General features: G+C 68.7%; 17 protein-coding genes. 11 read left to right on the top strand and 6 right to left on the bottom strand.

Translation table 11 applies throughout. The features are described from left to right. Positions 1 to 20: 20 nt before the first annotated feature. Both D7Y11_RS07070 and D7Y11_RS07065 read left to right on the top strand, forming a co-directional pair. A complete protein-coding gene (locus tag D7Y11_RS07070) occupies positions 21 to 845 on the top strand; it encodes a nucleotidyltransferase (protein WP_172813656.1) in 825 nt (274 codons plus the stop codon). Further along, entirely contained in the window at positions 829 to 1,533 is a 705-nt protein-coding gene (locus D7Y11_RS07065) for a metallophosphoesterase (RefSeq protein ID WP_126933312.1), read from the top strand. Before D7Y11_RS07070 ends, D7Y11_RS07065 begins: the two co-directional genes overlap by 17 nt. Before the next feature lie 7 nt (positions 1,534 to 1,540). On the opposite strand, the gene D7Y11_RS07060 is transcribed toward D7Y11_RS07065, so the two are convergent. From D7Y11_RS07060 to D7Y11_RS07045, 4 genes are read right to left on the bottom strand one after another with little or no spacing between them, the layout of a single operon-like run. Next, positions 1,541 to 3,001, bottom strand: a complete 1,461-nt coding sequence (locus D7Y11_RS07060; RefSeq protein ID WP_126933306.1) for a DUF4340 domain-containing protein — start codon at positions 2,999 to 3,001, stop codon at positions 1,541 to 1,543. Then, positions 2,998 to 4,551, bottom strand: a complete 1,554-nt coding sequence (locus D7Y11_RS07055; RefSeq protein WP_121752412.1) for a GldG family protein — start codon at positions 4,549 to 4,551, stop codon at positions 2,998 to 3,000. Before D7Y11_RS07055 ends, D7Y11_RS07060 begins: the two co-directional genes overlap by 4 nt. 2 nt (positions 4,552 to 4,553) lie before the next feature. Continuing rightward, positions 4,554 to 5,357, bottom strand: coding sequence for an ABC transporter permease (locus D7Y11_RS07050; protein ID WP_120576009.1), 804 nt, complete (start codon positions 5,355 to 5,357; stop codon positions 4,554 to 4,556). 17 nt (positions 5,358 to 5,374) lie between these two features. Next, positions 5,375 to 6,118: an ABC transporter ATP-binding protein gene (locus D7Y11_RS07045; RefSeq protein ID WP_167548189.1), complete on the bottom strand. Its 744-nt coding sequence runs from the start codon at positions 6,116 to 6,118 to the stop codon at positions 5,375 to 5,377. 42 nt (positions 6,119 to 6,160) lie between these two features. Here D7Y11_RS07045 and D7Y11_RS07040 point away from each other — a divergent pair, with 42 nt between their 5' ends. Continuing rightward, a complete protein-coding gene (locus tag D7Y11_RS07040) occupies positions 6,161 to 7,354 on the top strand; it encodes an aspartate kinase (protein WP_120564132.1) in 1,194 nt (397 codons plus the stop codon). Between the two features lie 165 nt (positions 7,355 to 7,519). After that, complete coding sequence (locus tag D7Y11_RS07035; RefSeq protein WP_126933305.1) at positions 7,520 to 10,105, top strand: N,N-dimethylformamidase beta subunit family domain-containing protein; 2,586 nt, start codon at positions 7,520 to 7,522, stop codon at positions 10,103 to 10,105. Here the strand turns inward: D7Y11_RS07035 and D7Y11_RS07030 are convergent, their stop codons facing one another. After that, positions 10,106 to 11,047 carry an ATP-binding protein gene (locus D7Y11_RS07030; protein ID WP_126933304.1) on the bottom strand — a complete coding sequence of 314 codons (942 nt, stop codon included), beginning with the start codon at positions 11,045 to 11,047 and terminating at the stop codon, positions 10,106 to 10,108. An 80-nt stretch (positions 11,048 to 11,127) separates the two neighbouring features. Continuing rightward, positions 11,128 to 11,781 (bottom strand): hypothetical protein, encoded by a 654-nt coding sequence (locus D7Y11_RS07025; RefSeq protein ID WP_120576005.1) that lies wholly within the window; start codon positions 11,779 to 11,781, stop codon positions 11,128 to 11,130. Positions 11,782 to 12,075: 294 nt separating this feature from the next. On the opposite strand from D7Y11_RS07025, the gene D7Y11_RS07020 reads away from it, so the two are divergent. The 7 genes from D7Y11_RS07020 to D7Y11_RS06995 all read left to right on the top strand — a co-directional run bounded on the left by D7Y11_RS07020 (position 12,076) and on the right by D7Y11_RS06995 (position 22,268). After that, positions 12,076 to 15,669 (top strand): tetratricopeptide repeat protein, encoded by a 3,594-nt coding sequence (locus D7Y11_RS07020; protein ID WP_169820127.1) that lies wholly within the window; start codon positions 12,076 to 12,078, stop codon positions 15,667 to 15,669. Further along, on the top strand, positions 15,669 to 17,108 hold the full coding sequence (gltE, locus tag D7Y11_RS07015) for an adventurous gliding motility TPR repeat lipoprotein GltE (protein ID WP_126933303.1): 1,440 nt from the start codon (positions 15,669 to 15,671) through the stop codon (positions 17,106 to 17,108). The genes D7Y11_RS07020 and gltE overlap by 1 nt, the downstream gene beginning before the upstream one ends. Positions 17,109 to 17,250: 142 nt before the next feature. Next, entirely contained in the window at positions 17,251 to 17,517 is a 267-nt protein-coding gene (gene cglF, locus D7Y11_RS07010) for an adventurous gliding motility protein CglF (protein WP_120576002.1), read from the top strand. Between the two features lie 85 nt (positions 17,518 to 17,602). Further along, the gene (gene gltG / locus D7Y11_RS07005; protein WP_120576029.1) at positions 17,603 to 19,582 is read left to right on the top strand and encodes an adventurous gliding motility protein GltG; all 1,980 of its coding nucleotides are present in this window, start codon (positions 17,603 to 17,605) and stop codon (positions 19,580 to 19,582) included. 115 nt (positions 19,583 to 19,697) lie between these two features. Further along, positions 19,698 to 20,336, top strand: coding sequence for an adventurous gliding motility protein CglE (gene cglE / locus D7Y11_RS07000; protein ID WP_120581664.1), 639 nt, complete (start codon positions 19,698 to 19,700; stop codon positions 20,334 to 20,336). A 34-nt stretch (positions 20,337 to 20,370) separates the two neighbouring features. Continuing rightward, positions 20,371 to 20,568 (top strand): hypothetical protein, encoded by a 198-nt coding sequence (locus D7Y11_RS43755; RefSeq protein ID WP_167548190.1) that lies wholly within the window; start codon positions 20,371 to 20,373, stop codon positions 20,566 to 20,568. Beyond that, positions 20,535 to 22,268 carry a DEAD/DEAH box helicase gene (locus D7Y11_RS06995; RefSeq protein ID WP_199753697.1) on the top strand — a complete coding sequence of 578 codons (1,734 nt, stop codon included), beginning with the start codon at positions 20,535 to 20,537 and terminating at the stop codon, positions 22,266 to 22,268. Before D7Y11_RS43755 ends, D7Y11_RS06995 begins: the two co-directional genes overlap by 34 nt. Positions 22,269 to 22,276: the final 8 nt, after the last annotated feature.

Here is a 22,276-nt window from a genome sequence, read left to right as displayed (position 1 = left end):
ACCCGAACCATCCCGGGGAGATGGGTACGGACGCCACGCTGGCCGAGCGGGAGCGTGCGCCGGACGAGATCAACGCCCGCGCCAGAGCCGTTGGCCTGTTGCATGAGGCCGGGGTGCCGTTCGTCGTGGGTGGTGCGTATGCCTACGCCACCTATACCGGCATCTACCGCGACACCAAGGACCTGGACCTGTTCCCGCGCAAGCAGGACGCCATCCGCGCCCTGGACGTGCTGGAGAAAAATGGCTGGCGCACGGAACGGCCGGACGAGGTCTGGCTCTACAAGGCGTACAAGGGCGACTACTTCGTCGACTTCATCTTCTCCTCCGGCAACGGCGTGGCGACGGTGGACGACGAGTGGTTCACCAACGCCAAGAAGGCCACCATCTTCGGCTACGAGTGCCTCATCGCGCCGGCCGAGGAGATGATCTGGTCCAAGGCCTTCGTCACCGAGCGCGAGCGCTATGACGGCGCGGACATCAACCACCTCATCCTCAAGGCGGGGCGGGAGATGGACTGGGACCGCATCCTCCGGCGCTTCGACCGCTACTGGGAGGTGCTGCTCAGCCACCTGATGATGTTCCGCTTCGCGTACCCGAGCGAGCGCGACATCGTGCCCAACTACGTGATGACGGAGTTGATGAGCCGCACGCTCCAGACGGTGCGCGACGGCAGCTGGGACGAGAAGCTGTGCCGGGGCAACCTGGTGTCCAAGGTGAACTATCACGTGGACATCCACCACTGGGGCTTTGGGGACGGCAGGGCGTGGGACGAACAGGACAGACCCGAGGGGGGAACCCGTGGCGCGAGATCCGAGCTCGAAGATTCGACTGGCAGCGGTCGGTGACCTGCACTGCCGGGAGGACCAGCACGGGCGGTTCCGTCAGCTCGTCAAACAGGTGAACGCTTCTGCGGATCTGCTGCTCTTGTGCGGGGACCTGACGGACCGCGGGATGATTGAAGAGGGCAAGGTCCTGGCCGAGGAACTCTCGGCCTTGCGCGTCCCGTGCGCCGCGGTGCTGGGCAACCACGACTACGAGCACGGGCAGGTGAAGGACATCTGCTCGGAGCTCTCCAAGGTCGGTGTGCACATCCTCGACGGGGACCACTTCATCTTCGAGAAGGTGCTGGGCGTCGCGGGGGTGAAGGGCTTCGGGGGCGGCTTCGGCAACGCGACGTTGCAGGCGTTCGGCGAGGGCCAGACGAAGTCCTTCGTGCAGGAGGCCGTCACCGAGTCGCTCAAGCTGGAGGCGGCGCTCAGCCACCTGGACACGCCCAAGAAGGTCGTGATCATGCACTACGCCCCCATCCCGGACACGCTGGAGGGGGAGAACATCGAGATCCGCCCCTTCCTGGGGACGAGCCGTCTGTCGATGCCCATCGACCACTACGGCGCGGCCTACGTCTTCCACGGCCACGCGCACCACGGCGCGCTCGAGGGCAAGACGAAGAGCGGCATCCCGGTGTTCAACGTCGCCATGCCGCTGCTCACCAAGTTCACGCCCGAGCAGCGCTTCGCCTTGATGGAAGTGTAGTGCCGCCTCAGGGCGCGGGAGGTCCGCCGTCCGAAGCTTCGGGCGGCGCCTCCTGGAGGTCCGCGGCGCGCATGGGCAGGTCCGCCACCGCGCTCATGGACACCTCCACCAGGTCCGGACCGGAGCCCCGTGCGTAGAGTCGGTCCTCCGTGTCCGGCACGGCGTCACCCAGCCACAGCCGCGCCAACTCGCGCCCGGCCGCGTCGCGCAGCACGACGCCCCGCGACGTGTCGCTGATGCCGTAGCGATCCCAGTGCTTCACCTTCGCTTCGCCGAACGCCGCGGCCTTCAGCGCCTCCAGCCGGCCCAGCAGCTTCACCACGCGGAAGTGCAGGGCTCGCCCACCGCCGGGACCTTCCACCTGCCACGCGTCGCTGTTGCCCGCGCCGCGCGTCACCACCACGGGGGCGGCCTTGCCTCCGGGGAGGAACTCCATGCGCCGCACGTCGTCGCGTGCGAACGACAGCACACGGCGGTCCTTCAACTCCTGCACGCCCACGTCCAGCGTCGTCAGCGCGCGGGGTTCGACCTCCGCCAGCGTGGACCGCGAACCCTGTTCGCGCAGCGCATGAACGACGGTCGCGCCGTCGCGAGTCACCTGCGCCAGCCTGACGCGGATGGCCTCACCGGAGGCAGGCACGAAGCGCGCGTCCACGACGGGCGTGTCCAGGCCCAGAGCCTTCCGGTTGGCGGCGGTGTCCTGCGGGAAGGACAGGGCCTGATGGGCCTCGAACGCCTTGAGGAGGTCCGTCAGCCGGCTGGCGTTCGCGCGGGTGGGCTCTGGCTTCTCCATCCTCCACGACTTGCCGTCCGCTTCGCGCGTCAGTGTGTACGCGTGGTCCTTCGCTTTGACTTCGATGGACTGGAGCGACGCGAGGTCCAGCGGCCCCAGGAACTCCTTGGCGCGCAGCTCGAACGGGCCCTTGTCCAGCGAGTACCGCACGGCACCATCGGCCGCGTACACGGTCGCGTCACCTTCACGGCGCACGTAGACGGAGCCATCGAAGGGGTTCTCATCTCCACCGGCCAGCGTCACGGTGCGCTGGCGGGACGGATTTTCCGCACCTTCGCCGTTGGCATCCGGGAGGAAGGCCCGCGCCGTCACGGTGAACGCCGGGGACATGAGCCCGTACTTCTTCAGGTCCGCGTCCGTCGGCGACGCGTTCACGGTGGACTTGAACTTCGCCGAGGTGAGCTGCTGCACCAGGGCCTCCACCGCGTACGGATCCGCCTTCGCCTCCACGGGAGACACAAGCCGCCAGCCCTCTGGCGTCCGCTCCAGCTCCGTGGTGGCGCCGCGAGCCTTTACCGTCAGGTGCGTGAAGACGGGCGTCGGGTCCGGAGTCGAGCCACGGGGTAGCTCGGCGGGCTCCGTCGCGAAGAGCTTCGGAGGAGCAGGGGGCTTCTCCGCGTCGCGCGAACAGCCCACGCTCAAAAGCCCCAGCATCAAGACGGTGGAAGTCCTCACCGGTTCCTCCGTGACAACCAGACCGCGAGTCCCACGCCCAGCAGCGACAGGGGCAGCAGGTCGGTGGATACGAAGCGCAGGGTCCGCATCTGGTCCTCGCCCAGCTCAAGCGTGGACGTCTCACGGTCGGGAGGGCGCAGGGTGATCTTCTCCGCCTGATGGGACGCCCATCCCAGGGAGTTCATCACCAGGTTGCGGTTTGCCTCGTAGCCCCAGTTCGGATCCAGCAGCAGCTCCGAGTCTCCCACGGCCACCAGCCGCGCCTCGTCGGAGCGCTTGTGCTCCGCGGTGCGCGTGTCCCGGGACGCGGCGGCCACCAGCGTGAGCTGCCCCATCTTCTCGCCGCTGGACGGGGTGGTGTCCTCCAGGGGCCGCGACTCCACCCACGCATACGGTGAACTCAGCAGCACGGGCTCCACCGTCACGCCGGGCAGCAGGAAGCCCTCGCGGACAAGCGTGAAGCTGCGCGGCGTGGGCAGCTGGATGTTGAAGCCGCGCTCTTGCAACGGGCGCGTGATGGGGTGCTTGCCGTAGAAGTTCGACAAGAGGACGAACGGGTTGCCCGAGTTGAACTGCGGGTCCGCCGCCACGCCCTCGTCCACCTGCACGCCGTAGTCCGCGAGGAACAGGCCCAGCCCGTCGTCCGTGTTCGCGTCGGTGAAGTAGAGCAGCCGGCCGCCTTCGCCCAGATAGGTGCGCAACACCGCCACCTCCGGCGCCGTATACGCCTGCTTCGCGCCTGCGATGATCAACAGGCCCGCGTCGCGAGGCACTTCCTTCCGGCCCAGGAGGTTGAGCGGTTCGGGGCGATAGCCCTCGCGCAGCAGTTGGCGCCGCAGCTCCGTCAGCCCCTCACCGGCCGCCTCCAGCGACCACTCGCCATGTCCTTCGAGGACGTACACCTTCTGCGCGCCCGTCGCGCTCAGCTGGAGCAGGGCGTTGGTCAGCTCCTGCTCGGTGGGGACGGGCAGGGTGGTGTGGGGCGCGGCATCTCCTTCGCCGCGGGAGACGACGACCAGCGTCTGCTTGTCCTTGAGCTGGTACTTCGCGGCCAGGGTCGGCTCGCGGCGCGGATCCACGAAGGCGTAGTCGAAGGCCTCCGGTGCCGCCTCGTGGTAGCGCCGGAACAGCTCCTCCAGCTCGCCATAGGACGGATGCGTGGGCGGGACGAGCGCCAACGCGTGCGCCTTCTCCTTCAACCCCGCCAGCGTCTGCACTGTCTGTGGCGCGAGCGAGAAGATGCGCTCCTGCGTCAAATCCCACCGCTGGTTCTTGCGGAACGCGAGCACGTTGAGCGCCACCAGCACGCCCAGCGCCGCCAGCGTGGTGAGCACGGAGGACGCGAGGAACCGCCCCGTGCGGCGGGTGCCCGCGCGCCCCAGTTCCTGCCGGTGCGTGACGACGTAGGCCGTGAGCATCGCCGCGCCCAGCACCGCCTTGCCCGCGGCGAGCGCCACGCTGCCGGAGGTGAGGAACAGCGTGAAGGGACTGGACGCGAGGATCAGCAGGCCGAAGGCCCCCAGCACCCGGGTGACGTGGGTCGCTCTCATGGTCATGCGTAGCGCTGCGCTTCCACCGCGCGGTGGGTGAGCAGCAGCGAGAACAGGATGACGGACGCGAAGAACACCAGCGCCTGGACCTCCAGGACGCCTTGGATCATCCCCTGCAACTGCGTGTCGAAGGACAGGTAGTTCAGGAACGAGCGCAGCGGCTCCGCGGTGGACTGGGCCACGCCGCGCAGGAGCATCCACGGCAGCAGCACGGTGAAGGTGAGGAACGCCGCCAGCATCTGGCTCTCCGTCAGCGCGGAGATGAACATCCCCACGGCCATGCACGTCGCGCCCCACAGCAGCACCGCGCCGTAGCCCAGCAGCACCGTGGGCCACTCCAGCGCGGAGCCGGACGGGCCCGTGCCCACCACCGACAGCAGCACCGGGAACACCAGCGTCAGCCCCAGCGTGACGAAGATGAGGCCCAGGCCGCCCAGGTACTTGCCCAGCACGATGTCCACCGGCCGCACCGGCGTCGTGAGCAGCAGCGCGAACGTCTTCTGGCGCTTCTCCTCCGCGAACAGCCGCATGGACAAAAAGGGCGCGACGAAGAGCGTGAGGATCAACACCACGCCCCACAGCTGCACCACCACGCCGTCCGTGAGGTTGCGGTAGACGATGGAGTCCGGCGGCAGCTTGCTCCAGCCGTGCTCTCGCGCCAGGGACTGCACCTGCTGGAACTGCTCCAGCAGGCTGACGAAGAAGAACGACGAGAGCGCCGCCATCGCCGTGAACACGGCATAGGCCCACGGGGTGGTGAAGGCGACGGCCAGCTCCTTGCGGGCAATGGCCAGGGCGGTGCGCATGCGCGGTGGGTTCCTGTTCAGGCGGCGGTCAGCTTGATGAAGACTTCTTCCAACGACGCGTGCTCGGCCTGGCCATGCGCCTTCGCCAACTGGTCGATGGCGTCATGGGCCACCACGCGGCCCTGGTGGAGGATGAGGACGTTCTCGCACGTCACCGTGACCTCCGGGAGGATGTGCGTGGACAACAACACCGTGTGCTTCCCCTTGAGGCTCCGGATCAACGCGCGCAGGTCCGCGCGTTGCGCGGGGTCCAGGCCTTCGGTGGGCTCGTCCAGGATGAGCACCGGCGGCGAACCGATGAGCGCCTGCGCGATGCCCACGCGCTGCTGGTAGCCCTTGGACAGGTTCTGGAGCACGCGGCCCATCACGTCGTCGATGCCCGTGAGCCCCGCCACCCGCGCCACCTCCGCCTTCACCGCGCGGCCGGGCACCTGCTTGAGCGCCGCGACGAACGCCAGGTAGCCGTGCACCGTCAGCTCCGGATACAGCGGCGGTGTCTCCGGCAGGTAGCCGATGCGCCGTTTGACCTCCATGGGGTGCGTGGACACGTCGAAGCCCGCCACCTTCGCGCTGCCCTCGGAGGGGGGCAGGAATCCGGTGAGGATCTTCATCGTGGTGGACTTGCCCGCGCCGTTGGGGCCCAGGAAGCCAAGCAGCTCGCCCTCACCGACCGTGAAGGACAGGTCGTCGATGGCCACGCGATCGCGGTAGCGCCGGGTGAGGTTGCGCACCTCGATGATGGGCTTCTCGGTGATTGGCATGCGCGGGGGCGAACTCTACACTGCCCCGGAAGCGAGGCGTGGATGCCAATCGTGGTGCAGAAGTACGGCGGCTCATCGGTCGCTGACGCGGAGAAGCTCGGCAAGGTCGCGCGGCGCGTGAAGCAGAAGCGGGACGCGGGCTATCAGGTCGTCGTCGTCGTGAGCGCCATGGGCGACACCACGGATGACCTGCTGTCGCTGGCCAAGAGCGTGTCCCAGGACCCGCCCCGGCGCGAACTGGACATGCTCCTCACCTGCGGCGAGCGCATCTCCATGGCGCTGTTGTCCATGGCGCTCCAGGAACAGGGCGTCCCGGCCATCAGCTTCACCGGCAGCCAGAGCGGCATCATCACCAACGACGCGCACGCCCAGGCCCGCATCGTGGAGGTGCGGCCCTACCGCATCCAGGACGAGCTGGCGCACGGCAAGGTCGTCATCGTCGCGGGCTACCAGGGCGTCTCCTACAAGAAGGAAGTGACGACTCTGGGACGCGGCGGCTCCGACACCACCGCGGTCGCGCTGGCAGCGGCGCTGGACGCGGAGGCGTGTGAAATCTATTCGGACGTGGACGGCGTCTTCAGCGCGGATCCGCGCGTGGTGCCGGACGCACGCAAGCTGGAGTCGCTGAGCTACGACGAGATGCAGGAGCTGGCGAGCGCCGGCGCCAAGGTGCTCAACGCGCAGGCCGTGGAGTGGGCGAAGGCGCGAGGCATCACCATCCTCGCGCGCACCGCGCACGGCCAGGGCACCGGCACCAGCGTGCAGGAACTCGCCGTGCCCACCGACAGCCGCGTGAAGGGCGTGACGGCGGACGCGGAGATGGCCGTGCTCGTCGCGCACGCCAGCGTGCCCCTCCAGGAGCTGCTGGAGTTCCTGGACGCGCGCGCCGTCCGAGGCCGCACGCTTGCCCACGATGGACTGCCGGGCGCGCCGGGACGCACGTACCTGGCGGTTCCACTCGCGGACATTCACGGCCCGGAGGCGCTCCAGCGTGAGCTGGCCACTCGCTTTGGCGCGGGAGTCGACTGGCAGGACGGCTGGGGCACGGTCACCTGTGTGGGCGTGGGCCTCAACGCGGACTGGGTGCCGCTGCGCAAGGCCCTCTCCGCCGCCGAGGCCCTCTCCGCGCGGGTCCATGCGGTAAGCACCTCGCCCCTGCAGGTGACCCTCCTGGTGGACAAGACGCATCTGAAGACCCTCACGGCCCGGCTGCACCGCGAACTGCTCGGTAGCTGACACGCATCACGCCCGCGCGACCTCCGTTGATCCGAGGGCTTGCGGGTTGTCCCTGGGGACGAGGAGACATCGTCTGTCGAACTTCCTTTCCTATTGGGGGCAGAGCGCTTCCCTCTGAGAAGTCGATGCCTACCCTCCTCCCCGAACACCTTGGAGGGTTGGGCCATGGGTCAGGGGCGTCGCTGGATGGGACTGGGGGTGGTGCTGGCGCTCCTGGTGACGGGGGCCTCGGGCTGCAAGGACTCCGGTCCGGCACCCGGCACGCCTCCCCCTGGCGACCGCCATGATGAGCCGCCGCTGAGCAACGACGACGCGGGCGTCATCGGTCCGGACGGCGGCATCATCGTTCCCGAATACGACGCGGGCACTCCGGACGACGAGCCGGACGCGGGCACGCTGCCCGACGGCGGCAGCGCACTTCCCGAGCGCGACCCGGACGCCGTCTACAAGGAGAACCAGAAGAAGGGCACCACGGGCTGGCGCATCGACAAGAACGCCAACAGCCGTGAGATTGAAGGCTACCCGCTCAAGGCCACGCTGACGCAGGGCGAGTCGCTGCGCGTGGCGGTGTCCCTGTCCGAGGAGCGCAAGTTCAGCTGGTTCGTCTACCGCCTGGGCTACTACGGCGGCGTGGGGGCCCGGGAGGTCGCGCGCGGCGGCCCGGTGCAGGGCACGCGGCAGGCGGACTGTCCGGCGGATCCCTCCACGGGCATCATCGCCTGTTCCTGGTCGCCCACGCTGGAGATCCCCATCGGCGAGAACTGGGTGCGCGGCGTGTACGTGGTGAAGCTCGTGCGCGACGACCGGCCTTCGCGCTACGTGCCCTTCTACGTGCGGGACGCCAACCCTCGCTCGGAGGTCGCGGTGCTCATCCCGACCGCGAACTGGGCGGCGTACAACACCTGGGGTGGCACCAGCCTCTACGATGATCAGAAGGGCGTGATGAAGGCGCACGGCGTCTCGCGTGCCTTCCAGTCCTCCTACGACCGGCCCTACTACCGGGGCCAGGGCTCCGGGCACCTGATGACGGACGACCTGAGTCTGGTGACGTGGCTGGAGTCGCAAGACCTGGACGTGGGCTACTTCACCGACGAGGACATGGACGAAAGCTACGACTTCTTCCGTGGCGCGAAGGTGTTCTTCATGTCCGGCCACGACGAGTACTGGTCCTCCAAGCAGCGCGACCACGCGGACCGCGCGCTGTCTGAAGGGCGCTCCATCATCAACCTGGGCTCGAACAACGCCTACTGGCAGGTGCGCTTCGAGCCCGCCGCCGACGGCCGTCAGCGCCGCGTCGTGACCTGCTACAAGGGCGCGTCCGAGGATCCGTACAAGGACCAGCGCAGGACGGTGAAGTTCCGCGACCTGCCCGCGCCCCGTCCGGAGAACGCGCTGCTGGGCGTGCAGTTCGCCGCGCGCTGGCACCAGTGGCCCTTCCCGACCGTCATCACCAACCCGGAGCACTGGGCCTTCAACGGCACGGGCCTGAAGGCCGGTGACACGCTGTGGATGGCGAACGGCTACGAAGTGGATCAACTGGTGTCCAACGGCCGCCAGCCCTCCGGCGTGGAGGTGCTCGCGGAGTCGCCGTCGCTGTCGCTCCAGGGAGGCTTCGGCTTCGCGCACATGGTGGTGCGCAAGCAGGGGGAGGCGTACGTCTTCTCCTCGGGCGGCATCGACTTCGTGCAGAAGCTGGCCGGGGTAGGGGACCGCGTGGCGGATCCGCGCGCGGGCCGCATCGTGGCCAACGTGCTCTACAAGGCGCTGGGCCGGAAGCTGCCGGGCGACCTGGTGAAGTTCCAGCCTCCAGCGGCACCCGCGCCGATGGGGCCGTTCGCCGCGTCCGTGACGACGGTGGCGGGGCAGCCCGGCAAGCGCTGCCACTCGGGCGCGAAGGTGGGGCCGGACGAACTGGGCGCGCCACTCGCGGTCGCCGTGCTGCCGGATGGGGGCTGGGCGGTGGCGGACTCGCTGGGCAACACCGTGAAGCGCGTGTCGCCGGACGGGAAGATCCGCACGGTGCTCACCGGCCTCTACGGCCCCATGGGCATTGCCTCGGACGCGCTGGGTAACATCTACGTGTCCGACACGGAGAACGCGCTCATCCGCCGCATCACCCCGGACGGAAAGGCGCAGGTCTTCGCGGGCACCTCGTTCGGCTACCAGGACGGCCCCGCGCTGTCGGCGGCCTTCAACCAGCCCGCGGGCCTGTCCTTCACGCCGGACGGCACGGCGCTGCTCGTGGCGGACCTCAACAACAGCGTCATCCGCCGCATCGACATGGTGACGCCCGGCAACCCGGTGACGACGCTCCAGGGCGACTGGCTCTACCGTCCCTCCGCGGTGGCCCAGACGGTGGACGGCACCACCTACGTCGTGGAGAGCGGCATGGCGCGCGTGGTGCGCATGCGCGACGGCGTCACCACCGTGGTGGCGGGCTCCACGCCCGGCTTCCGCGACGGGGACCCCAAGGAGGGACAGCTGCTGCCGTACCTGGGCCTGGCGCTGCTGCCGGACGGCTCGCTCGCCATCTCAGACCCCGGCAACTACCGCGTGCGCCGGCTGACCTTCAACGCGTCGGGTGAACCGGAGAAGCTGACCACTCTCGCGGGCAGTGGCCGCCATGGCGCGGACGACGGCTCGGGCAGGGAGGCCCAGCTGGTGCTGCCCGCCGGGCTCGCGGTGGGGCCGGATGGCACCCTCTACGTGGCGGACGCGGGCAACTCGCTGGTGCGCGCCATCAAGCGCTGATTACCGGCCCGGGTTGCGCATGCCACCCATGGGCGGCGGCGCGTCCATCTCCTGCCGCGTGCGCCGCCGGTCCGGGGTGTCGCGCGGCAGCTCCACGAAGGTGCACATCTCGCAGAGGCGGCTGTAGATGCGCTCGCCCACGCGCTCGCGCAGGAGCTCCGCGTCCTTCATGGCGGAGCGGGCGTCGTCCGTGGTGCGGTAGCCCGAAGGCGCGCTGCTCCGCGCGCCCTTGCGCTCCGGCTCCAGCGAGTAGTTCGTGGCGAAGAGCGTCGTGCGCCCCGCGTTGTAGCGCCGGGCGATCAGCTCATCGAGCGTCTCCATCTCGAAGGGACTGCCGCGCCCCTTGCCCAGCTCGTCGATGGCGAGGACCTCCACCTCCGACAGGGGCCCGATGATCTCTCCGCCGCTCTTGCCGTCCTGGAAGCCGCGCCGGATGGTCGCGTACAGGAGCGAGATTTCGACGTAGCGGGTCTTCACGCCCATCTCCAGCACCAGGTGCCCGAGCGTCGCCGCCATGAGGTGCGTCTTGCCCGTGCCCACCGGCCCGCTCAGCACGAAGCCCTTGTTGGTGGCGCCCTTCACGTACTGATTGGCGAAGTGCATCGCCACGCCGCGGCCGCGGTCCTGCGCCTCGTTGAAGGGCCGGTAGTTGTCGAACGACGCGTGCGCCATGACGCCCGGCATCTGCACGTCGTTGTAGAGCGCCACACGCGTGCGCCGGAGCGTGCACACGCACGGCTCCAGGACCTCATACATCCGGGGGCCCACCTTCGCGCTGAAGGTGCCTTCCTTCTGCACCAGCCTGTGCCCGCGTCCACCGCACATCGGGCAGTCCACCGAGCACGTACACACCCGAGCGGTCGCGAGCTCTCCGCGCCGCTCGATGACGTACGTCCGCCCGCCGCACAGCCCACACGCCTCGCCGTTCGCCTTGGCAGCCATCACGCCCAGCCATAACACCGTCCCCCCTGGCCGTCAGCCTGCTGAACTTTCGTTCAGGCTCTCGGTGGGAGGACAACCCTTCAGGTTTCCTTCATGTCCAGCCGCCGTCTGACGGCCGCCTGGAGCCGGAAGCGCCGGGACACACGCCGCGCGCGGGCGGTCATCAGCTGTTGTTCACCGGTGCGCGCATCTCGCCACACCGTGCGTCGCTCCGAGAAGGGCAGGGCGCGCAGCAGCACCAGCAGCGCCCAGGCCTCCTGCTGATCCATGGCCGCGGGCTCGCGAGGCACGCACGCGAGCACCGTGTCCAGCAGCCGGTGCACCCGCGGCGCCATCGCGGCTTCGCGCTCCGTCAGCGCCCGCAGCGCCGCGCACAACCGCGCGTGCCGCACCTCTTCCCACGAACGGGCAGGGCGCTTCTTCGAGGAGGCCGCAGGCGCCTCTTCTCCCTGGCCCGCGGACAGGTCGCGGTACTTGCGGATCTCCGTCTCCACCTGGCGCCGGCACGCGCGCAGCGAACGCAGCACCGGCTCTCCGGGCCGCGCGTCCCACAGCGCCTTCTCCGCCGAACGCGAGATGCCGCGCGCCACGACCTCGAAGGGCACGCCCTCCCGGGCCCACGCGATGACGAGCTCGGTGTCCAGCGCGGACAACATCAGGCCCGCGCCGCGCACCGCGAGGAAGTAGTCCTGCACCAGCTCTTCGAAGCTGGCGCTCTCCGGCAGAAGACTCATGATCCGACAACCACTCCAGGCAGGGCGACCAGACGAACAGCCGCCAGCCTCCCATACCCGTTGGGGCAGCCGGTGCAACCTTCCTGTCGCTGTCTGGAGCGGTGATCGCGCACAGCGAAATTGAAGTTTTCCCGCTTGCTATCCAACGGACCGGACGTCCCGTCGTCTGGGTTGACCCGCCTTGCGCAAACCGCGCATAGTACGAGTCCCCTCATGGAAATTCCCGAAGATTCCCGGACACTTGCCAAGCAAGCAGGCATCCGTGGACACCGGTCACCCGCTCCTAGGAAGACCATGCGCCGCTCGCTACTCGTTTGCCTCGTTCTCCTGACTTCCATGGCTTCGGCCCAGGAGAAGAAAGCACTGCGCGACGCTGACCTGGGCAAGAAGTCCACCACCACCGTGGACAAGTCCCTCGCAGGCGACATCACGCGCCCGAAGGAAGCCCAGCAGGCCGCTCCCGCGCTTCAATATGATCAGTTCCGCCTGGGCGTGGAAGTGCAGGTCGCTTCCAAGCGCCGCGAACAGATCGAATCGCTGAGGAAGATCATCTCGCTGTCTCCTGATCAGAAGGAGGCCCCCAGCCTGCTGTTCCGCCTGGGCGAGCTCTACTGGGAGGAGTCGAAGTTCTTCTTCTTCGAAGCCAACCGGAAGGACGACGAGCTCATCGTCGCCATGAACCGCAACGACGCCGCGGCCCAGCAGAAGGCCAAGGCGGAGAAGGCGGAGTTGATGGCGAAGGTGAAGGAGAACGGCAAGTACGCCGTCGAGCAGTACACGAAGATCGTCCAGGAGTACCCGAAGTTCGAGCGCACGGACGAAGTGCTCTTCTTCCTCGGCCAGTACCTGATGGAGGACGGCCAGGACAAGAAGGCGCTCGTCGCGTTCAAGCGCCTGATTGAGAAGCACCCCACGTCCAAGTACATCCCGGACGCGTACTTCGCCTTCGGCGAGTACTACTTCAACAACTCCAAGGGCAAGCGCCCGGAGCTGGAGAAGGCGCTCGCCGCGTACAAGAAGGCCGCCGAGTTCCCGGAGAACCAGGTCTACGCCTTCGCCCTCTACAAGCAGGGCTGGTGCTACTTCAACATGGGCGAGTACGAGTCCGCGAAGGACAAGTACAAGACCGTGGTCCTCTACGGTGAGCTGGCTGGCGCCGCCGCCGTGGAGAAGGACGGCAAGTCCAAGGCGAAGGGCTCGCTGGTGCGTGAAGCGCGCGCCGACTACGTGCGCGCCTTCGCCCGCGAGGGTGACGTGACGCAGGCCCGCGCGGACTTCGGCAAGGTCGCCACCAATCCGGAAGACCGCTTCGCGATGATGAAGCAGCTCGCGAACCTGTACTACGGCGACGGCAAGGACCGCGAAGCGGCCATCACCTACAACTCGCTGATCAAGGAGAAGCCGCTGTCTCCGGAGGCCCCTGGCTTCCAGGGCAAGATCGTCGACTGCATCCTGCGCATGGGCAACAAGGAGCGCACCGTGGCCCAGGTGCGCCGGCTCGTGAAGATCATGAAGGACGTCGAGTCCTCCGGCGTCATCAAGGACGACAAGGACAAGAAGGCGCTCGCGGAGGCGAAGGAGCTGTCCGAGCGCACGCTCTCCAACCTCGCCGTCACCTGGCACAACGAGGGCAAGAAGACGCGCAGCGAGGAGACCTTCAAGTACGCGGACGCCGTGTACAGCGACTACCTCACGCTCTTCCCGGAGAACCCCAAGGCGTACGACCTGCGCTTCTTCTGGGCGGAGCTCCTCAACGACAACCTCCAGAACTTCGACAAGGCCGCCGCCAACTACACGCTCGTCGTCCTCCAGGACGCCAAGGTGCTGGAGGCCAAGGACGACAAGGGCAAGCCCAAGCCGGGCAAGCCGGGCAAGTGGCTGACCAACGCATCCTACAACGCGGTGCTCGCCTACGACGAAGTCGTGAAGGCCGCTGAAGCGCGCGGTGAGGCCAAGTCCGAGTCCGCCGGCACGGACATCCAGAAGAAGATCGCCATCCCCACGCTGAAGAAGTCGCTGCTGGACGCGTGCGAGCGCTACCTCAAGTACGTCCCCAAGGGCGACAAGCGCGTGGAGATCGCCTTCAAGGCGGCGAACATCTACTACCGCCACAACCACTTCGACGAAGCGGTGCTGCGCTTCTCCGAAATCGCGCTCGGCTACCCCGAGTACAAGTTCGAGGACGGGCAGCGCGCCGCTGAAATCGCCGCCAACCTCATCCTCGACTCGTACAACCTGCTGGGCGACTTCGCGAAGGTCAACGAGTGGGCCCGCCGCTTCTACTCCAACGACAAGCTGGCCACCGGCAAGTTCCGCGACGACCTGGCGAAGCTCATCGAGCAGTCGTCGTTCAAGCTGGTCAGCCAGCTGGAGGAGAAGAAGGAGTTCTCCAAGGCGGCCGAGGCGTACCTGAACTTCGTCCACGACTTCCCGCAGACGGAGATCGCGGACCTGGCGCTCTACAACGCGTCCGTCGACTACTACAAGGCGAAGAGCCTGGATAAGGCCATCGAGGTCCGCAAGCGCCTGTTCGCGGAGTACCCCCGGTCCAAGTACGTGCCGGACTCCATCTACGCGAACGCGGAGGCGCTGGAGGCCATCGGTGACTTCGAGGAGGCCGCGGGCACCTACGAGCTCTACGTGCGCGGCTACGAGCGCAACCTGAACGAGAAGGGCGGCGCGCCGGCCGCGAAGGCCAAGGCGAAGAGCAAGGCCAAGGGCCGCGCGAAGCAGGCCTCCAACGACGACGGCCCCGCGAAGCCCGCGGTGGTGCAGAAGTGGGACGAGTCCAAGGCGCAGATCGCCCTGTTCAACGCGGCCACCTACCGCGAGGGACTGGGCCAGCTGAAGGCCGCGCTCAAGAACCGCGAGCACTACATCGAGCTGTGGCCCAAGTCGAAGGACGCGGAGGCCGCCTTCCTGTCCGTCGTGGACCTGTACGTGAAGCAGGGCGCGTACATGAAGGCCATCAAGCTCCTGGAGGAGTACGAGCGCGACAACATGCGCAGCCAGAGCAAGTTCCTCATGGCCGAGGGCCGCATCACCGACATCTACGCGAAGATGCGGAAGACGAACGACGTGCGCCGCATGAACAAGCGCATCTTCGAGTACTTCGACCAGCTGCCCCGCCGTCAGCAGACCGCGCTGGAGAAGCCCGCGCTGGCCGCCGCCGCGCAGGCGAACCTGCTGGCCATCGAGCCGGACTGGAACGAGTTCAAGCGCCTGAAGCTGTACTGGGGTGTGCCGCCGTCTCCGGAGCGCTTCAAGGGCTCGCTGGCCGACAAGGGCCGCGCGCTGGAGGTCGTCCAGAAGAAGTACGTGCAGACCGTGGCCCTGGGCGCCCCGGAGCCGGCCATCTGCGCCCTGCAGCGCATTGGCCTCGCGTATGACCACATGGCGGAGCTCGTCGTGAACGCGCCCATGCCGCGCGGCCTGGATGAGGAGTCGCAGCAGGCCCTGCGCGACGAGTTCGCCAACCAGGCCCAGCCGCTCAAGGACAAGGCCACGGAGGCCTTCTCCGGCGCGGTGGCCAAGAGCCGCGAGCTGGGCGTGTTCAACGACTGCGCCGCGGCGAGCCTGAAGATCCTCCGCACCACCTACGCGCCGGACCGCTACCCGGAGGTGCTGGAGGAGAAGCTCGCGCTGAAGAACAAGGAGCTGGTGCTGGGCGGCGACCTGCTGGCCGCCGTGCAGGACATCCCGCCCCCGGTCTCCAAGTCCGAGCCGGAGAAGATGGCCAAGAGCGAGGCGCTCAACGAGGACCTGTCCGCGCTGACGAACGCGCTTCGCCAGCAGACCGAGTCCGAGGTCGCCAAGCCCGCCGCCGCGTCCAAGGACGGCGCCCCCAAGAAGACCGTTGATGATCAGGAGCCGGAGGACTTCCTCTAATGAATCGCCGCATGCACCCGTTCCGCCCCCTCCTGCTGGCCACGCTGGCGCTGACCGCCGTCGGTTGTTCCACCACGCAGACCAACACCCCGGCGGCTGTCGCCAAGCCGGTGGCCGCCCCCACGGGCCCGGTGTCCATCTCCAACCGCGCCATGCTGCTGTTCGATGACGCGGTGAAGTCCTTCGACGCGCAGAAGAAGGCGAAGGCCTTCGACTACCCGTCGCTGGAGCGCAAGTTCAAGGCCGCCCTGGAGGCGGACCAGAACCTGGCGGAGGCCGAGTACAACCTGGGCGTCATCGCCGAGCGCATGGGCAAGGGCGACGAGGCCAAGGCCCGCTACGCGTCCGCGCTCACCAAGAAGCCGTCCCTGCGCCAGGCGTCCGACAACCTGGCCATCATGAAGCAGAACGGCGGCGACGTGGCCGGCGCCGTGGCGCTCTACCAGGACGTGCTCACGCGCTACCCGGATGACGCGGGCTCGCGCGCCCGGCTCGCGGAGATCTACCGGCAGAACAACGACCACGACAAGGCGATGGAGCTGTCTCGCGCCGCGCTCATGCGCGACCCGATGAACACCAACGCCCTCAAGGTCATGATCCGCAGCTACCTGGATCGCAAGCAGCTGGCCATGGCGAAGCTCGTCGCGCTGCGCGCGGTGAAGCTGGACGGCACGGACCCCGAGCTGCACCAGGCCGTGGGCCTCATCCTCCTGAAGGAGGGCGACACCGAGGGCGCGCGCCTGCAGTTCAAGAGCGCCCTGGAGGCGAAGGCGGACTACGTGCCCGCGCACGTGGAGCTGGCCCAACTGGCGCTCAACGCGGAGGACTTCCCCGGCGCGGAGGAGCACCTGCGCCGCATCCTGCAGTCGGACGGCAAGAACGCCGCCGCGCACGTGGACCTGGGCATCGCGCTCAAGGGCCAGGGCCAGTACGACAAGGCCATGCAGGAGTACGACGAGGCGGAGAAGCTCAACCCCGACCTGGGCGCCACGTACCTCAACCGCGGCATCATCCTGCACAAGGTGAAGGACGCCCCCGAGCGCGCGGTGGAGCTCTACAAGAAGTACGTCGCGCTCGCCGGCGGCGAGGTCGCGATCAACGCGGAGGCGCCTGTCTTCGGCCTCATGCGCGAGGCGGAGAGCATCGTGCAGGCCAAGCGCGAGGCGTCCGCCGCGGAGGCCCAGGCCAAGCAGATGGAGGCGCTCCAGGCGCAGCAGCAGGCCGCGATGAAGGCGGAAGAGGCGAAGCAGAAGGGCCAGCCGCCTCCGGGTGGAGCGACGCCCGCGTCCGGCAACGGCACCGCTCCGCAGGCCACGCCGGCCTCGGGCACGGGGGCGCAGCAGCCGGCCGCCACTCCGGCGGGTGGCACGCAGACGGCCCCTGCCCAGAAGAATGCAGCACCGGCGGACTCCGACGAGCCCACCGACGACCTGCTGTGATGTGGGAGACGCCCGCCAGTGGCTTCACGCTGGCGGCGCGGCTCGGGAAGATGCGAACCTTGTGGGCCCCTCGCTTTTCGAGGCGGGGGCCCACCATGCGGAAACACCAGTGGGCCTTGGGAAGGCCCCACGTGGAGGCAGGATGCGGAAGTGGCTGATGCTGTTGGTGACGCTGTCGGTGGCCCCGGCCTTCGCCCAGGACGAGGGCGGCAAGGCGGCGGGTGAGGGTGGCGGCGCCAGGATGCAGAAGACGACCAGCGTCGACTTCGAGGACGACACCATTGAAGGTGACCTCACGAAGCCGGATGGCGAGTACGTCGAGGCGCGCAAGACCGTGAAGCACTCGAACCTCATCCGCATCCGCGAAGACTTCGAGGACAAGGTGATGCAGTCCGTGGGCGAGCTGTAATCCCCCCACCACGGATTGAATCGACGGCGGGAACCTTCCGCCGGCACCGTTGTCCAAGAGCGCCAAAGCCTACCGGGAGCCCTCCATGGCCGTACCCCTGACACTCAAGGTCTTCAAGGGCGACACGTTGGTCGCCTCCAAGGACTACGAGCGCGACATCATCAAGATTGGTCGTCTTTCCTCCGCGCACCTGTGCCTTGAGGACGACAAGGTCAGCCGCATCCACTCCGTCATCGAAGTTGCCGCCGACGGCTCCATGTCCATCATCGACATGGGCAGCGTCGAAGGCACCTACGTCAACGGCAAGCGCGTCAACAAGGGGCAGGTCTCCTTCGGTGACGAGGTCCGCGTGGGTGGCACCACCATCCGCCTGGAGAACCCGGCCGCTGTCGCCGCGGTGAACCTGGCCGCCGCCGTCGCCCAGGCGGACGCGCCCACGGACAAGAACCCCACGGTCGCGCCGGTGGCCCCCGCCGCCGCCATCGCGCAGGCCGTTGCCGGGCCCGCTCCGGTGGTCGCGACGCCCGCGCCCGCCGCGACGCCGGCTCCGGCTCCCGTCGCCGCGCTGGATTCCTCCGTCGCGCCCACGCAGAAGAACGCCGTGGCTCCCGCGCGGGCTCCCAAGGCCCCCAAGGCTCCGGAGTCGGACGACGCGCACGAGGAGCAGGAAGCCGCGCCGCGCGTGCGCACCGTGCGCAAGACGAAGTCCAACGGCCCGCAGGGCGTGTCGCTGCGCCTGCTCTGGGGTGACCAGCGCGTGGGCGAGTTCTTCGTGCCCCCCGGCGCGAAGAAGGCCTTCACGGTCGGCAGCGCCAAGGGCGTGGACTTCGTGATGGGCGACGCCAAGCTGGGCGCCCCCACCTTCGAGGTGCTGCGCACCGACGGCCAGTCCTTCACCGTGCGCTTCGCGCGCAAGATGAAGGGCGAGCTCACCCGCAAGGGCGAGACGCTGGACCTGGAAGCGGTGATGGAGTCCGGCAAGGCCTCCCAGGACGGCGACGCCTACGGCCTCACGCTGGAAGCGGACGACTTCGTCTGGGTGGACCTGGGCGGCCTCACGCTGGAGGCGCAGTTCCAGCCGGTGCCCAAGCGCGTCGCCGTGCCGGTGGGCGAGAACATCGACTACACGGCGCTCAACATCTTCCTGGTGATGTTCTTCATCGGCACCGCGTTCGTCATCCACTCCATGAACCAGAGTGGGGAAGGGGACGAGTACGCGGATGAGCTCGCGGGCAACGACGCGCGCATCGCGAAGCTGATCATCAAGGCTCCGGAGACCCAGAAGAACAAGTTCCTGGAGAAGCTGAACCAGCAGAAGGAGAAGAAGTCGGGCGAGATGGCCCAGAAGCAGCGCAACGACGAAGGTCAGATGGGCAAGAAGGACGCGCCCAAGACCAACAACCGCGCTGCGCCCAAGGGCGACCCGAACAAGAAGGACGAGGCGCGCGCCCTCACCGCGAAGATCTTCGGCGGTGGCAAGGGCGGCATCTCCACCATCTTCGGCAAGTCGGGCCTGGGCGGTGAGCTCAAGAGCGCCATGGGCAACATGTTCGGCGCCAAGGCGGGCGACGCGGGCGGCTTCGGCGGCATGGGTCTGCGCGGCAGCGGCGGCGGTGGCGGCGGCACCGGTGACAGCATCGGCATCGGCGGCATCGGCACCAAGGGCCGTGGCGGCGGCAGCGGCAGCTACGGCACCGGCGTGGGCACGCTCGGCGGCAAGCAGAGCGTGGACGTGGGCATCACCTCGTCGGATCCGGAAGTGATGGGCTCGTTGGACAAGGAGCTCATCCGCCAGGTCATCCAGCGCAACCGCGGGCAGATCCGCTACTGCTACGAGAGCCTGCTCAACCGCTTCCCCAAGCTGGGCGGCAAGGTCTCCGTGAAGTTCGTCATCAGCGCCAACGGCTCGGTGGCCACGTCCAACGTCGCGCAGTCCACGGCGGGCAACTCGGACCTGGAGACCTGCGTGGCTGGCCGCGTGCGCACCTGGAAGTTCCCGGAGCCCAAGGGTGGAGGCTCCGTGATCGTCACCTACCCGTTCATCTTCAAGCAGGCCGGTGACTGACGTAGAATCAACACATCCGTTTCCCGCGCGGGCGGTCCTGTTCTCAGGGCTGCCCGCTTCTTCACTTCAACCTCCCGCCCCCGCGGGAGGACTGCCCCCCACCAGGCCGCCCTCCATGCAGAAAGTCCTTGCTCCTCTTGCCCTGAGCGCCGCGCTCCTCATTCCCGCGATGGCGGGCGCCCAGGACACCCCCAGCGCCGGTTCCGCGATGCAGGACCGGCCCGCGGTGACCTTCAACGAGGTCGAGCGCGGTGTGTACTTCGGCGTGTACGGCGGTCCGTCGTGGATCACCAACCCGCCCGCGGACTCCGGCCCGCGGCCCTTCTCCTCTGGCCAGATGGCCCAGGTGGAGCTGGGCGTGGACCTGGGTGAGCGCCTGTCCCTGGGCGTCTTCTTCATGGGCTCCGCCAACCGCGCGGGCGCCGAATACGTCGGCTATTCGCAGGGCGCCGCGTCCGGTGACTTCACCATGCTGGTTCCTGGCGCCGTGCTGCGCGCCCGCCTGGTGGGCTTCGCCGACAGCCAGGAGGTCAAGCGCACCTGGATCTACGCCCGTGCCGGCGTGGGCTACGCGATGTTCTCTCCCAAGAAGCTCCTCCCGGATTCCGACATTCTTGTGTTTGCCGGGCCCGGAGTGGAGTACTACACGCGGCTGCGCCACTTCTCGGTGGGGCTGGAGGTCGTGGGGAACTACCTCGCCTCCAAGGGCGCCTTCGGGTTCGCGGTGGCGCCCAACATTCGCTACGCGTTCTAGCGGGAGATTCACGTGGCTCAGGAGAATGGAAGCGGTGGATCGCGTCCGGGTGGACGCGGTCCGAACGGGGGCGCGCCGGGCCAGGGGCCCCGTCGTGACGGACCGGGAGGCTTCGGAGGTCGTGGCGGTCCTGGCGGTGGCCGGGGTGAAGGGCGCGGCCGGGGTGAAGGCCGTGGCCGTGATCGCGACGCGGGCCCGGTGGGGCCTGGCCAGCGTGTCATCGCCGAGCTGAGCGTCCTGGAGAAGGCTCTCTCCAAGAACGACTTCACGGCGGAGAAGGGTCCGCTGGAGGCCATTGTCCGCTCGCTGCGGACCATGAACCTCAAGTCGCTGGAGGACCTGGACCTCAACACGCGTGGCCGCCTCATCACCACGCTCCTGCGCGTGCAGCGCCAGTCCAAGCCGGCCCTGCCGGAAGCGGGCGCGGAAGCCGCGTCGCCGGAAGCGGGCGCCACCACCGAAGCAGCGCCCCCGGAGGCTCCGGCCGCCGAGGCTGTTGCTCCGGCCGAGGGTGCCGAGCCGGCCGAGGGGGCCGAGCCGGCCGAAGGGAGCGCGCCCGCCGAGGCCGCCCCGTCGAAGCCGGCCGTGGACCCCGCGAAGGAGAAGTTCGACGGCTGGGTGGACGTGATGTCGCTGGTGGGCCGTGTCTGGCGCGCCGCGGGCGACGCGGACCGTTCCCAGGCGGCCTTCACGCTCAGCGGCCGTGAGCCGACGGCGGAGCCTTCGGCCCCGGCCCGTGAGGAGCGCGCCGAGCGTCCTCCTCGCGGTGACCGTCCGGAGCGCGGCGAGCGCCGGGACCGGGGTGAGCGCGGTGAGCGTCCTCCTCGTGGCGAGCGTCCGGAGCGCGGCGCGGCCGGTGAGCGGCGCGAGCGTCCTCCCCGGGCCGAGCGCCCCGAGCGTGGCGAGCGTCCTCCGCGCGGTGAGCGCCCCGAGCGCGCGCCGATGCCGGAGCTGACGGGCGACTGGAAGGAGCAGGCGACCCAGCTGGAAGGCATGGGCCGCACGCGCGACGCGGCGCGCCTGCACGAGCGCAACAACGGCTTCGCGGATGCCACCCGGCTGTTCGAGGCGGGCGGTGACCTGAAGAGCGCGCTGCGCACGGCGCTGTCCGGGCAGGACAACGACGCGGCCCGCCGCCTCGTGAGCACGCTGCCCGCGGAGCAGATTGGCCCCACGCTGGAGAAGGCTGGCGCGTACGAACTGCTCATGGAGCACTACGTCGCCAAGGCCGACTTCGAGAACGTCGCACGCCTCTACGAGCGCGCGCGGCAGTTCGATCAGGCGGGCCTCGCGTACGAGCGCGCGAACAAGCTGACCCTGGCGCGCAAGGCGTACGAGCGCGCCCGGGACCTGGTCGGCGCCAACCGCATCCGGGGCCTGGAGGTGAAGGCCCTGGTGGAGCGCGGCGACCGTCTGGGCGCGGCGACCCTGCTGGTGGCCGTGGGGCAGCGGCGCGAGGCGGTGGAGGTGCTGAGCCCCCTGCCTCCTCCGAAGGCGTTCCACTTCATGCAGCGGCTCACCCTGGAGGACGAGGCCAAGGAACTCGCGAAGCGCGAGCTGGCCCGCGCCGAACAGGAGCAGAAGCCCGCCGGCCGCGCCCGGTGGCTGGAGCTGCTGGGTGACATCGCCGCCGCCGCGGAGACGTGGACGCAGGCGGGCCGCAAGGACAAGGCGCTGCCCCTCTACGAGAAGCTCGGTGGGGAGCACCTGCCCCGCGCCGCGCAGCTCGCGGAGGAGCTGCAGCAGCGTGACAAGGCCGTCGCCCTGTACACGCAGCTCAACGACAGCGCCGGCGTGGAGCGCGCGAAGGCCCTCCCCGAGGCCCCCGCGACGCCCCCCGCGGGCAGCCAGCCGGAAGCCGGTGACGACGCTGATTCCGCAGCGTCGCCGACGGAAAATGCTTCCTCGGCTGGCGAGCAAGAAAGCCAATAATTCCCGCC

Origin of the sequence: Corallococcus sp. AB018 (genome assembly GCF_003986945.1) — a bacterium.
Taxonomy (GTDB): Bacteria; Myxococcota; Myxococcia; order Myxococcales; family Myxococcaceae; genus Corallococcus; species Corallococcus exiguus.
Note: the sequence above shows the minus strand (reverse complement) of the source record. Positions and strands in the feature narration are given on the sequence as shown.